This is a genomic window from Rhodococcus sp. NPDC003383, assembly GCF_053589115.1.
The window spans coordinates 208442-220171 of the sequence record NZ_JBSFRG010000005.1; the positions used below are offsets into that span (position 1 = coordinate 208442).

The 11730-nt window shown below is 68.5% G+C and carries 14 protein-coding genes and 1 other RNA gene; 5 read left to right on the forward strand and 10 right to left on the reverse strand.

The window, feature by feature from the left end:
- Positions 1-24: 24 nt before the first annotated feature.
- Positions 25-708 (reverse strand): TetR/AcrR family transcriptional regulator, encoded by a 684-nt coding sequence (locus ACWDTS_RS07180; RefSeq protein ID WP_450117874.1) that lies wholly within the window; start codon positions 706-708, stop codon positions 25-27.
- Positions 709-800: 92 nt separating this feature from the next.
- Between ACWDTS_RS07180 and ACWDTS_RS07185 the strand changes: the two genes are divergently transcribed.
- Both ACWDTS_RS07185 and ACWDTS_RS07190 read left to right on the forward strand, forming a co-directional pair.
- Complete coding sequence (locus ACWDTS_RS07185) at positions 801-929, forward strand: hypothetical protein (protein ID WP_269437665.1); 129 nt, start codon at positions 801-803, stop codon at positions 927-929.
- Between the two features lie 192 nt (positions 930-1121).
- Positions 1122-1496, forward strand: coding sequence for a hypothetical protein (locus ACWDTS_RS07190; RefSeq protein WP_450110742.1), 375 nt, complete (start codon positions 1122-1124; stop codon positions 1494-1496).
- Between the two features lie 66 nt (positions 1497-1562).
- Here the strand turns inward: ACWDTS_RS07190 and ssrA are convergent.
- Positions 1563-1934: a transfer-messenger RNA gene (gene ssrA / locus ACWDTS_RS07195) on the reverse strand.
- A 109-nt stretch (positions 1935-2043) separates the two neighbouring features.
- Complete coding sequence (locus ACWDTS_RS07200) at positions 2044-2979, reverse strand: NAD(P)/FAD-dependent oxidoreductase (protein ID WP_450110741.1); 936 nt, start codon at positions 2977-2979, stop codon at positions 2044-2046.
- A 76-nt stretch (positions 2980-3055) separates the two neighbouring features.
- Between ACWDTS_RS07200 and ACWDTS_RS07205 the strand changes: the two genes are divergently transcribed.
- Positions 3056-3640, forward strand: a complete 585-nt coding sequence (locus ACWDTS_RS07205) for a helix-turn-helix domain-containing protein (protein WP_450117875.1) — start codon at positions 3056-3058, stop codon at positions 3638-3640.
- 13 nt (positions 3641-3653) lie between these two features.
- On the opposite strand, the gene ACWDTS_RS07210 is transcribed toward ACWDTS_RS07205, so the two are convergent.
- The 7 genes from ACWDTS_RS07210 to prfB all read right to left on the reverse strand — a co-directional run bounded on the left by ACWDTS_RS07210 (position 3654) and on the right by prfB (position 9357).
- Entirely contained in the window at positions 3654-4496 is an 843-nt protein-coding gene (locus ACWDTS_RS07210) for an EamA family transporter (RefSeq protein WP_450117886.1), read from the reverse strand.
- 8 nt (positions 4497-4504) lie between these two features.
- Entirely contained in the window at positions 4505-4981 is a 477-nt protein-coding gene (gene smpB, locus ACWDTS_RS07215) for an SsrA-binding protein SmpB (protein ID WP_450110740.1), read from the reverse strand.
- A 69-nt stretch (positions 4982-5050) separates the two neighbouring features.
- Positions 5051-5956, reverse strand: coding sequence for a permease-like cell division protein FtsX (gene ftsX, locus ACWDTS_RS07220; RefSeq protein ID WP_197254343.1), 906 nt, complete (start codon positions 5954-5956; stop codon positions 5051-5053).
- A 54-nt stretch (positions 5957-6010) separates the two neighbouring features.
- Positions 6011-6700, reverse strand: coding sequence for a cell division ATP-binding protein FtsE (ftsE, locus tag ACWDTS_RS07225; RefSeq protein WP_197254341.1), 690 nt, complete (start codon positions 6698-6700; stop codon positions 6011-6013).
- A gap of 35 nt (positions 6701-6735) precedes the next feature.
- Positions 6736-7296 carry a hypothetical protein gene (locus ACWDTS_RS07230; protein WP_231611142.1) on the reverse strand — a complete coding sequence of 187 codons (561 nt, stop codon included), beginning with the start codon at positions 7294-7296 and terminating at the stop codon, positions 6736-6738.
- Positions 7293-8150, reverse strand: coding sequence for a mechanosensitive ion channel family protein (locus ACWDTS_RS07235; protein WP_231611151.1), 858 nt, complete (start codon positions 8148-8150; stop codon positions 7293-7295). The genes ACWDTS_RS07230 and ACWDTS_RS07235 overlap by 4 nt, the downstream gene beginning before the upstream one ends.
- 88 nt (positions 8151-8238) lie before the next feature.
- Positions 8239-9357 carry a peptide chain release factor 2 gene (gene prfB, locus ACWDTS_RS07240; protein ID WP_248673365.1) on the reverse strand — a complete coding sequence of 373 codons (1119 nt, stop codon included), beginning with the start codon at positions 9355-9357 and terminating at the stop codon, positions 8239-8241.
- A 32-nt stretch (positions 9358-9389) separates the two neighbouring features.
- Here prfB and hisN point away from each other — a divergent pair, with 32 nt between their 5' ends.
- Positions 9390-10184 carry a histidinol-phosphatase gene (gene hisN, locus ACWDTS_RS07245; protein WP_450117876.1) on the forward strand — a complete coding sequence of 265 codons (795 nt, stop codon included), beginning with the start codon at positions 9390-9392 and terminating at the stop codon, positions 10182-10184.
- A gap of 101 nt (positions 10185-10285) precedes the next feature.
- Entirely contained in the window at positions 10286-11701 is a 1416-nt protein-coding gene (locus ACWDTS_RS07250; protein WP_450117887.1) for an acyl-CoA dehydrogenase family protein, read from the forward strand.
- Positions 11702-11730 lie beyond the last annotated feature (29 nt).

Consider the following 11730-nt stretch of genomic DNA (forward strand, 5'->3'; position numbering starts at 1 on the left):
ACGTCTCCCGGTGTTCGAGGAAGATCAATCGGGATGGGCCGGAGCGTCGACGGCGGTGCGGGGGTCCGGCCCGAGAAGGCGGAGGACAGTGTCGGCAATCCAGTCGCGGTATTGCTGCGGCGTCCACCCGGAGTCCTCGACGAGGAGCAGGTAGACGTCGTGACTGCCGACGGCCCACAGACCGTCGACCAGGCCGGGTTCGGGGTCCCGGCCGAGAACGAGTGCGGCCGCCTGCCGGAAATTGACGCGGCGACGCTCGTGCATCATCCGATGCCGCGCGGCGACGTCGGGGTCGGCAGCGGCAGCGTGCGCGAAGGTCCGTTCGAGCAGTGCGGCCCGGCCGAACTGGGCCGTCAGCAGATTGGCGGCGGCGCCCGCGCGTTCCGCGAGAGTGCCGACGCCCAGTGCCAGGAACTCGGGACGCTCGGCCACCGGGATCGGTTCGTCGTCCCCCGCCACCGCCACGTCGATCACCCGCAACAACAGGTCGGTCTTGGTTCCTGCGGTGGCATAGACGGTTTCGACGGCCACGCGGGCACGGCGTGCGATGTCGCGCATGCCGGTCGCGGACCAGCCTCGTGTGGCGAACAACTCCGCCGCCGCGTCGAGCACGGCCTGCCGGGTGTCCGCCGCGTTCGCGCGGCGGCGGGGCGAGTTGTACGCCCGTCGCGGTGAGGCCGGGGGTGCCGACGATTCCGACTTCGGCATGCACCCATTCTGGAACAGCCATGAATTCAATACAAGGCTGTTCCAGTGCCAAAACGCTGCGAAACCGGCCGACCGGCCCGTTTCATGGATGTATGGACAAGGCGAATTGGGATTCCGAGACCCCGCTGTTCACGGAAGAGTGTGCAGCCGGCGGAGCCACCCTCGCGATCGGGCTCGGGGTGGTCGTCACCCTGTTGTTGTTGGTGTTCCTCGTTCCCTGAATCGAAAAGTTGCACCCCGCTTCTCCGGGTACAGGGGTCGGAAAAGCGGGGCGCGAAAGTGGCCGCGGCGAGCGTGTCGGGGGCGCGTCTCCACGACCACGACAGTTGAATCGACAACCACGGATCGAGCGTTACGCCCGTTTCCCACTTTTCTTTTTTCGTATGTCCTGGACCGAATGGCATGATCCGGGCGTGAAAATTCGCGCACTCGCCCTGGCCCCTCTGCTGCTTCTCGCCGTCGCCTGCGGATCCTCCGACCCGGATCCCGCACCGTCGACGCCGGACGCAACCCCCTCGACGACGAGCTCGGCTCCAGCGGCCGATGCCACCGGCACGGCAAGCAACGTGGTGACGATCGACGGCGACGCCGCGGAACCGAAGACCGCCGAGGCGATGTGCGCCGAGCTCCTCCCGATGTTCGAGACCCTGCGACAGACCCCCGGATACAACGTCGAGACCGCGGCCGAGCAGTTCCTCACGGCGACGATGAACGGCGAGAGCCTCCCCGAGGATCAGCGGGAGAACTACCGCGAAGCAGTCCGGGCCGCCGCGACGGGTGAGTGCTGACCGCTCTTCCCCCGGACGAAAAAATACCCCAGGTGAGAGACCGTATTCGGTCTCTCACCTGGGGTTTGGTGGAGCTGCCGGGAATCGAACCCGGGTCCTCCGCCGCCTCACCAGGGCTTCTCCGTGTGCAGTTCGCTAAGCCTCTACTTGGATCTCCCGGTCTCGCGAACAAGCCGAGATGACGATCCCAGTCACTGTTTGATGTCCCGCCCGACTCCGTGACCGAGTCGAACGGTAGAGCTCCCTAGTCGATGCCAGGATCCGGGTCGAGAGCAAACCCGGGCTGACAGAGACGCGATCGCTGATCAGGCAGCGAGGGCGTACTCGCGCTGAGTAGACTCGGCGCTTAATTGGTTGCAATGACGCTTACGGTGGTCTCTTGCCTGCACCGACACGCTTCCCCTAGTTGAACGTACGCAGTCGAAACCGTTCAGCCCCGTACGTACCTGCGACCTTCGCAGGACTACCGACTATAACGTCCGATTCGGGTGCTGTCATTCCCATTTTTCGGTGCGTTCACATGACGCGCCTCACAGCAGCGCGCGCCTCACAACAGTTGGAGCGCCTCCCGGCAGTCGGCTTCGACCAGCTCCATGTTCAGCGCGGCGGCGACGCTCGCTCCGGCCGCGGCGCTGACGATCAGATTCGCCATCGGATCGACGACGTTGCCGGCCGCCCGCACACCCGGAACGCTGGTGGCACCCTGCGCGTCGACCGCCACGTAACTGCCGGCCGGGGTGTCGGTCCGCGCGCACCCCAGTTGCCGCAGCACCGCGTCCCGCGGGGTGAACACGAGCGCCCCGCCCACGAACAACCGTGCCCGCTCGAGCACCCGGCCGCCGGACAGGGTGACCTCGATGTCGTCGGCGCCTCCGGCGACCGAGAGCACCGGGCCGTCGACGACCACGACGCTGCGGGCCTCGAGCCGTTCGAGTTGTTCGCCGGTGAGATCGGTCTCGGTGCGGTCCCAGCCGCGGACCAGCGTCACGTCGTCGGACCACTGCCGCAGAAGGAGCCCCTGGTGGGCCGCCATGTCCGGGGTGTTCGCCAGGACCGCGACGGGTCGGCCCTGCACCTCCGAACCGTGGCAGTAGGGACAGTGCACGACCGTGCTGCCCCACCGCTGCGCGAGTCCGGGAATGTCGGGCAGTTCGTCGGCGAGTCCGGTCGCGACGAGCAGCCGCCGGGCGGTGACGGCGCCACCGTCGTGGTCGACGACGAAGCCGTCGTCACCGGCTCGGACGCCGCGCACCCGGGCGTGTTCGATGCGGCCGCCGTAGCGCCGGACCTCGTCGCGGCCCGTCGCGAGCAACTCCGCCGGCGACCGGCCGTCGAATCCGAGATAGCCGTGCAGGTGCGCGGCGGGCGCGTTGCGCGGCGTGCCGTCGTCGAGGACCAGCACCGACCGGCGGGCCTGTGCGAGGACGAGTGCGGCATTGAGACCGGCGGCGCCGCCGCCGAGGACGATCACGTCGAATTCCATGCACCCAGACTCCCAGCGGCCAACGAATCCGGCAATGTTCTTTGCCGTATCGGCAACGGGAGGTCATGCTGGACGCATGGATCTCACCGCCCGCCTCGCCGCGATCGGACCGCGCCTGAAGGCGCTGCGCCAGGACCGGGACATCACGTTGCAGGACCTGTCGGACGACACCGGCATCTCCGTGAGCACCCTCTCCCGGCTCGAGTCGGGGCTCCGGCGGGCGACGCTCGACCTGCTGCTGCCCATCGCCACCGCCTACCGGGTCACGCTCGACGAACTGGTCGGACCGGAGGTCGGGGATCCGCGGGTGACGGCCCGGCCGCGCACCGTCGGTTCGATGACGGTCATCCCCCTGACGAGGCAGCCCGGCAATCTGCAGGCCTACAAGATGATCCTCACCCCCGACGACGCACTACCCGAGCCGCGCACGCACGAGGGTTTCGAGTGGTTCTACGTGCTCTCGGGACGTCTGCGGCTGATCCTCGGCGACCGCGAGCTCACCATGAGGGCCGGGGAGGCGGCCGAGTTCGACACCCGCATCCCGCATTGGCTGGGCCCCGCCGACGACCGGCCCGTCGAACTGCTCACACTCTTCGGTAAGCAGGGCGAACGCATCCACCTGCGGGCCAGCAGCCGCGGTGCCGGTTCCACGCGAAACTAGTGCGCAGCGACGTTCAGCTCGCGAATGTGATCATCGCGACCGCAGCGACCGCCAGCACCATGCCGATCCGTCGATCGGGGCCGACGCGCTCGCCGAGAACCGTCGTCGCCAGCAGCACCGTCGCCGCGGGGTAGAGCGCGCCGATCACGCTGACCATCGACAGCATGCCGTGCTGGAACGCGAACATCAGCGCCGCATTGGCGACGACGTCGAGCACCGCCACCCCGGCGATGAACGGCCACAGCTGCCGTGGTGGCCGCAGCAGCATCCCGGCGCCCAGCGCGACCGCGCCCACCACCACCGATGCCGTCAGCCGCGCCATCGCCAGCGGCCACAACCCGGTTCCCTCGGGGACCTGATTCATCGCCACGAACATCAGGGCGAAGGTGAGCCCGGACACGAACGTCAGCCACGCCACCCGAGCGGTGAACCGCGGGTGCGCGCTGCCGCCGACGTCCTCGTCGGATTCGCGGCTGACCAGGACCACCGCGAGCAGCGCGAGGGCGATACCGGCATAGGCGAGCGGGCCCGGCCGCTCCCCCAGCACGAGCCCGACGAGCACGGGTATACCCGCCACGAGCAGCGCGGTCACCGGAGACACCACGGACATCGGTCCCTCGGCGAGCGCCTGGTAGAACCACCAGATCGCCACCCCGCCGGCCACCCCGGCGACCGCACCCCACACCAGGGACGAGACGGTGATCTCCCCACCCACCAGCGGGGCCACCGCGAGCACCAGCAGCAGCGACAACGGGTACGACGCGACGACGAACCGCAGCGCCGCGATGCGCCGGGAGGCGACACCCCCGACGAAATCGCTCACGCCGTAGCCGACCGCGGCGACCAGAGCGAGCAGAACCGCAGTCAGCGGCGCATTCCCTTCACGCGGCGGCCGAGCTCACGCGTGACCTCCCGCTCGGCGGTGCGACGCGCGATGTCCTGACGCTTGTCGTAGTCCTGCTTGCCCTTCGCCAAGGCGAGTTCGACCTTGACCTTGCCGTCGGAGAAGTACATCGACAGCGGCACCAGCGTCTGGTTGCCCTCCCGGGACTTGCCGACGAGCGCGTCGATCTGACGGCGGTGCAGCAGCAGCTTGCGGGTGCGTCGCGGCGCATGGTTGGTCCATGTGCCGTGGCCGTACTCGGGGATGTGCAGTCCGCGCAGCCAGACCTCACCGTCGTCGACGGTCGCGAACGCGTCGACGAGCGAGGCCTTGCCCTCGCGCAGGCTCTTGACCTCGGTACCGACGAGGGCGATGCCCGCCTCGTAGGTGTCGAGGATGGTGTAGTTGTGGCGTGCCTTGCGGTTGGTCGCGATGACCTTCCGGCCCTTCTCCTTCACGTGCAGGCCCTTCCGGTCCACGAGCGATCGAACAGAACACCGTCCAGCATAGGAACCTCCGGCAACCGGTTATTCACGCACGTACAGGCGCAGCGTGACGTACGCGGTGATCGCGGCCATGCCGACCCCGACGATCACGAGGATCGGCGAGACGAGCACCACGTCGCTGGTGGTGATGCGGGCGACGATGTTGGCGTCGTACACGTCGGCGAGCACATCGTCGACGAAGGCGCTCTTCGCGGTGAACAACGCCGCGATCGCGAGCACCGCGCCGATCACCGCGGCGACGACCGCTTCGAGCAGGAACGGCAGCTGGGTGTACCAACGGGTGGCGCCGACCAGGCGCATGATGCCGACCTCGGTGCGGCGGGTGAACGCCGCGATCTGCACCATGTTCGCGATGAGCAGGATCGCGGCGATCGCCTGCACCACCGCGATCGCGAACGCCGCGTTGCGGACACCGGAGAGCACGCTGAACAGCCGCTCGACGAGGTCCTTCTGATTGAGCACGCTCTCCACGCCGGGCCGGTACCCGAACTCGTCCTGGATGATGCCGAACCGGTCCGGGTCCGACAGCTTCACCTTGAACGACGCCGGGAAGCTCTCCGCGCTGACCAGCTCCGCCAGCTCCGGCTGGTCCTTGAAGACACGTTCGGTCGCGTCGGCGACGGCGTCCTCACGGTTGAGGTACTGCACCGACACCACCGACGGCGTGTTCTCCAGGTCGCTGCGCAGGGTGCGGCAGATGTCCTGTTCGCAGTCGGGGTCGAGGGTCGAGACGTCGTCGGTGAGGAACAGCTGCACCTCCACCCGATCGAGGAAGATGCTCTGGGTCTTGTCGGCCATCTGCACGACGAGCAGACCGGCACCGAACAGGCCGAGGGAGATCGCGGTGGTCAGGATCATCGCGACGGTCATGGTGAGGTTGCGGCGCAGGCCGGTCACGACCTCGCTGAACAGGAAGCTTGCTCGCATCGGGTGGGAAGTCCTTCGGTTGCCGGGCGGTCGAGAGCTGGGGGCCGGCGCCTGCTAGCGGCCGACGCCGTAGACGCCGCGCGCTTCGTCGCGGACCACCCGGCCGAGGTCGAGTTCGACGACGCGCCGGCGCATGGAGTCGACGATGTGGTGGTCGTGGGTGGCCATCAGGACCGTGGTGCCGGTGCGGTTGATCCGTTCGAGCAGCATCATGATGTCCTGGCTGGTGTCGGGGTCCAGGTTGCCGGTCGGCTCGTCGGCCATGAGCACCAGCGGACGGTTCACGAACGCCCGGGCGATCGCGACGCGCTGCTGTTCGCCGCCGGACAGTTCGCCGGGCAGCCGGTCCGCCTTGCCGGAGAGACCCACCAGGTCAAGGACCTCGGGCACCGTGCGTTCGATGATGGACCGGGGCTTGCCGATCACCTCGAGGGCGAACGCGACGTTCTCGGCGACCGTCTTCTGCTGCAGCAACCGGAAGTCCTGGAACACACAGCCGAGGGACTGCCGCAGCTTCGGCACCCGTCGCCCGGAGAGCTTGTTGACGTGGAAGTCCGCGACGTGGACGTCGCCGGACGTCGGTGTCTCCTCGCGCAGCAGCAGTCGCAGGAACGTCGACTTGCCCGAGCCCGACGGTCCGATGAGGAACACGAACTCGCCTTTACCGATCTCGACACTGACGTTGTCCAGTGCGGGACGGGTGGACGTCTTGTACGACTTGGACACATTCTCCAGGCGGATCACGACGCCATGCTAGCTGTTTGTTACCGGATGGTGACCTACTGGCCTGGAGCGACGGTGGGTTCGGTGGTGTTCGCGGTGGTGGTGTTACCGCTGTCGCCGCCCTCGAGACCGGGGATGCCGGGGAACTCGGGCAGACGGAACCGCGGCGTCTCCGTCGTCGTGGGCGCGGTCGTGGTCACCGACGGCTCCGGGACGGCCGGTACCGAGGTGGGGGCGCCCGTGGTGGTCGTCGGCGTGGTGGACTGCGGCACGGTGGTCTCCGCGGTCGTCGCGGGCGTCTCGGCGGGCGCCACGAACGGCACGTACGGCGTCTCCGAGATCACGACCGCACCCGGCTGTGCCGGGACCGCCGGTTCCTCGTCCTGGTTGAGATAGAGGTACAGCATCCACAGGCCGAGCCAGGTCACGCACATCGCCACGGTCGTGGTGCGCATTCGGCCGCCGAACAGCTTGGGCGGGATCTTGATCTGCGGTCGCGTCTTCCCGGCCGCGGTCTCGTTCCCGGCCGCGGTCCCGGTGGTCGTCACCTTGCCGGTCGTCTCTTTGGCGGGTGTGGCCGGCTTCGCCCGATCGCCGGTCTTGTTCGCGTCGCTCATGCGTCCACCTCCTCCGCCCGGTTGACGACGGACACGGTGTCGAGTTGCGGTGTCACCGTGATGCCCTTGCGTCTCAGTGCGGCGGCGATGCGTGCCCGCAGCGCGCGGCCCACCTGGAACTGCTTGCCAGGCAGTGTCCGCGCGACGACCCGGATGCTGACCTGGTCGACCTCGAGGCTCTCGACACCCATCACGCTGGGTTCGTCGAGCAGCAGTTCCCGCAGCTTCCCGTCCTTGTAGGCGGCGACACCCACGTCGTGCAGGATCTCGTTGACCTCGGAGATGTCCGCGGTGACCGGCACCGGCACGTCGATGACCGCCCGCGCCCAGTCCTTGGACAGGTTGATCGCCTTGTTGATCTGGCCGTTGGGCACGATGATCACCTCACCGGCCGAGTTGCGCAGCCGCGTCACCCGCAGCGTGACGTTCTCGATGGTGCCGACCGCGTCCTGTGAGGAACCGGTGACCGAGATCTGCACGGTGTCGCCGAACCCGTACTGGCGTTCGGTGATGATGAAGAATCCCGCGAGGATGTCCTGCACGATGCGCTGCGCGCCGAAGCCGAGCGCCGCACCGAGCACGGTCGCCGGCGCGACGAGACTGCCGATCGGCAGCTGCAGGTAGTCGAACACCTTCAGCGTCGCCACGATGTAGACGAAAGTGATGACCACCCACCGCACGACCTGGGCCACCGAGTGCCGGTGTTTGGATGCCTCCGACCGCACCAGGTCGTCCGACTCCTGGTACTTCTCGTCGATGTTCCGGGTGATCCGGTTCCCGACCCAGCTCACGAACCGGGCGATGATGACGGCGCCGAGCACCGTCAGGGCGATCAGCAGGCCGTTGGTGGTCAGCCAGTCGAGCAGCGTTCTACCGGGAAACAGAGGGAGACCTCCCTGGGGTCTGTGAAGTGTCGGGTCGAGCGATTACCGGGTCGGGCGGTTACTGGTTCTGGTTCTCGCGCATGCGCCAGCGGATGCCTTCTTCGAGAAATCCGTCGATCTCACCGTCGAGCACCGCCGACGGATTGTTGACCTCGTACTCGGTGCGCAGGTCCTTGACCATCTGGTACGGGTGTAGCACGTACGAGCGCATCTGGTTGCCCCACGAGCTGCCGCCGTCGCCCTTGAGCGCGTCCATCTCGGCGCGCTCCTCCTGACGCTTGCGTTCGAGGAGCTTGGCCTGCAGCACGCGCATGGCCGAGACCTTGTTCTGCAGCTGCGACTTCTCGTTCTGGCAGGTCACGACGATGCCGGTGGGAATGTGGGTCAGGCGCACCGCGGAGTCGGTGGTGTTGACGGACTGGCCACCGGGACCGGACGACCGGTACACGTCGACGCGCACGTCGTTCTCGTCGATGTCGATGTGGTCGGTCGTCTCGACGACCGGCAGGACCTCGACCTCGGCGAAGGAGGTCTGGCGACGTCCCTGGTTGTCGAAGGGGCTGATGCGCACGAGGCGGTGGGTGCCCATTTCGACGGACAGCGTGCCGTACGTGTAGGGCGCCTTGATCGCGAAGGTCGCCGACTTGATGCCGGCTTCTTCCGCGTAGGACGTGTCGTAGACCTCGACGCCGTAACCGTGCTTGTCGGCCCAGCGGATGTACATGCGCATGAGCATCTCGGCCCAGTCGGCGGCGTCGACACCACCGGCACCGGCCCGGATGTTCACCAGGGCGTCGCGCTGGTCGTACTCACCGGACAGCAGGGTGCGCACCTCCATCGCCTCGATGTCGGCGCGCAGCGCCGCGCGTTCGGCGTCGGCGTCGGCGAGCGCGGCCGCGCGGTCGTCGCCCTCCTCGCCCTCGGCGAGCTCGTAGAGCACCGGCAGGTCGTCGAGCCGCGAGCGCAGCTCCTCGACACGGCGCAGTTCGCCCTGGGCGTGCGAGAGCTGGCTGGTGACCTGCTGCGCGTGCTCCTGGTCGTTCCACAGCTCTGGGTCGGCGGCCTGGTGCTCGAGTTCGTCGATTCGACGGCGCAGCTCCTCCACGTCGAGGACCGTTTCCACGGTCTCGAGGGTGGTCGCGAGCTCGGCCAGGTCTGCGGAAACATCGGGATGCACGATTTCCAAGGTTACCGGCTAGCGTTCTGGGCATGACCACCGACTTCACCGCCGACCTGGACCTCGCCCTGCGCATCGCCGACGAGGCGGACGCCGTCACCCGCGCCCGCTTCGGTGCGCTGGACCTCAAGGTGAGCGACAAGCCGGACCTGACCCCGGTGTCGGACGCGGATCTCGCGGTGGAGCGACTGGTCCGCGACGTGCTGGGTGCCGAGCGGCCGGCGGACGCGGTGCTCGGCGAGGAGTTCGGCGGCGACGCGGTGTTCTCCGGCCGCCAGTGGGTGGTGGACCCGATCGACGGAACCAAGAACTTCGTGCGCGGGGTGCCGGTGTGGGCCAGCCTGATCGCGCTTCTCGACGACGGCGTGCCGGTGGTCGGCGTGGTCAGCGCCCCGGCCCTGAACCGCCGGTGGTGGGCGGTCGCGGGACAGGGCGCGTGGACGTCCTTCGAGGGCGGGGCGCCGCGCCGGATCGCGGTGTCGGAGGTGACCCGCCCGGAGTCGGCGTCGCTGAGTTTCTCGAGCCTGTCGGGCTGGCGCGACCGCGGCCTGCGCGACGAGTTCATCGCCCTGACCGACGAGGTGTGGCGGGTCCGCGCGTACGGCGACTTCTTCTCCTACTGTCTGCTCGCGGAGGGCGCCCTGGACATCGCGCTCGAGCCGGAGGTCTCGCTGTGGGACCTGGCCGCGCTCGATGTGCTGATCCGCGAGGCCGGGGGCCGGTTCACCAACGTCGAGGGCGTGGACGGCCCGCACGGCGGCAGCGCCGTCGCGACCAATTCGGCCCTGCACGACGACGTGCTCGCGAGGTTGCGTCCGGCTCACTGACCTGCGTCGGCGCGGTCGCCGGAAGCTTCTTACTCCGTAGTAGACACTCTTCTTACTCCAGAGTAAGGTTGGTGGGGTCCGATCCCCTCGAGAGACTTCTGGTGATCATGAGCAAGCAAGACAGTGTGGCCCGGACCCCCCGACGCGATACGTCTGCGGTCGGCCTGAACCCGGTGAAGCGGGACGTCATGGGCGCCGCGATGCGCGTGCTCACGCGAATCACCGGTTCGGAGCTGGCGGATCGCTACAACTTCCGTCAGACCATCGACCGGGCCACGTACCAGTCCACCAAGACCGGCTTCAAGACGCTCGGTGCCGCCACCCGCGCGTTCAAGAAGGTCTCCGGCGGCGGTGCGCCGCAGCGCCTCGACGCACCGAAGAGAAGCGACTTCTTCGATCTGACCCCCACCGACGATCAGCAGATGATCGTCGAGACCGTCCAGGAATTCGCGGCCGAGATCCTCCGGCCCGCGGCCCACGACGCCGACGAGGCCGCAGCGGCGCCCGCCGACCTGCTCGCCCGCGCCGCCGAGCTCGGCATCACCCTCGTCAACGTCCCCGAGGCGTTCGACGGCGCCGCCACCGAGCGCGGCACCGTCACCAACGCACTCGTCGCCGAAGCACTCGCGCACGGCGACATGGGCCTGGCGCTGCCGATCCTGGCGCCCAGCGGCGTCGCCGTCGCGCTCACCCAGTGGGGCAGCGACGAGCAGCAGAAGACCTACCTGCCCGCCTTCGCGAGCGACGACGTGCCGCAGGCCTCCGTGGTGATCGCCGAGCCGCACGCCCTGTTCGATCCGTTCGCCCTGCAGACCAAGGCAGTGCGCTCCCCCAGCGGCTACCGCCTCAACGGCGTCAAGTCGTTCGTCCCGGCCGCGGGCAGCGCCGAGCTCTTCGTCGTCGCCGCCGAACTCGACGGCCGCCCGGCCCTGTTCATCGTCGAGGCCAAGAGCAAGGGCGTCGTCGTCGAGGCCGATCCCAGCATGGGCCTGCGTGCCGCCGGCCTCGGCCGGCTGCACCTGAACGACGTCGCGGTACCGCAGTCGGCGTTGCTCGGCTCGGACGGAACCGATTCGCTCGACACCGCCGCTGCGGACCTGCGTGCCGAGCAGTACGCCGACGCCGTGCGTCTGGCCCGTCTGGGCTGGGCCTCGCTCGCGATGGGCACCGGCCAGGCCGTGCTCGACTACGTGATCCCCTACGTCAACGAGCGCCAGGCGTTCGGTGAGCCGATCAGCCACCGTCAGGCGGTGGCCTTCATGGTCGCCAACATCAAGATCGAGCTCGACGGCATCCGTCTCGTCACCCTGCGCGGCGCCTCCCGCGCGGAACAGGGCCTGTCGTTCGCCCGCGAGGCCGCGCTGGCCCGCAAGCTCGCGACCGACAAGGGCATGCAGATCGGCCTCGACGGCGTGCAGTTGCTCGGCGGCCACGGTTTCACCAAGGAACATCCCGTCGAACGCTGGTACCGCGACCTGCGTGCCGTCGGCGTCGCCGAGGGCATCGTCCTCATCTGAGCGGTCCGACCCGAACAAGGAATCTGTAG

What these genes read in the sequence shown, in the direction of transcription:
- ACWDTS_RS07180 (WP_450117874.1), bottom strand. Translation starts at nt 708, where the DNA reads ATGCCGAAGTCGGAATCGTCGGCACCCCCGGCCTCACCGCGACGGGCG.
- ACWDTS_RS07185 (WP_269437665.1), top strand. Translation starts at nt 801, where the DNA reads ATGGACAAGGCGAATTGGGATTCCGAGACCCCGCTGTTCACGGAAGAG.
- ACWDTS_RS07200 (WP_450110741.1), bottom strand. Translation starts at nt 2,979, where the DNA reads ATGGAATTCGACGTGATCGTCCTCGGCGGCGGCGCCGCCGGTCTCAAT.
- ACWDTS_RS07205 (WP_450117875.1), top strand. Translation starts at nt 3,056, where the DNA reads ATGGATCTCACCGCCCGCCTCGCCGCGATCGGACCGCGCCTGAAGGCG.
- ftsX (WP_197254343.1), bottom strand. Translation starts at nt 5,956, where the DNA reads ATGCGAGCAAGCTTCCTGTTCAGCGAGGTCGTGACCGGCCTGCGCCGC.
- ACWDTS_RS07230 (WP_231611142.1), bottom strand. Translation starts at nt 7,296, where the DNA reads ATGAGCGACGCGAACAAGACCGGCGATCGGGCGAAGCCGGCCACACCC.
- hisN (WP_450117876.1), top strand. Translation starts at nt 9,390, where the DNA reads ATGACCACCGACTTCACCGCCGACCTGGACCTCGCCCTGCGCATCGCC.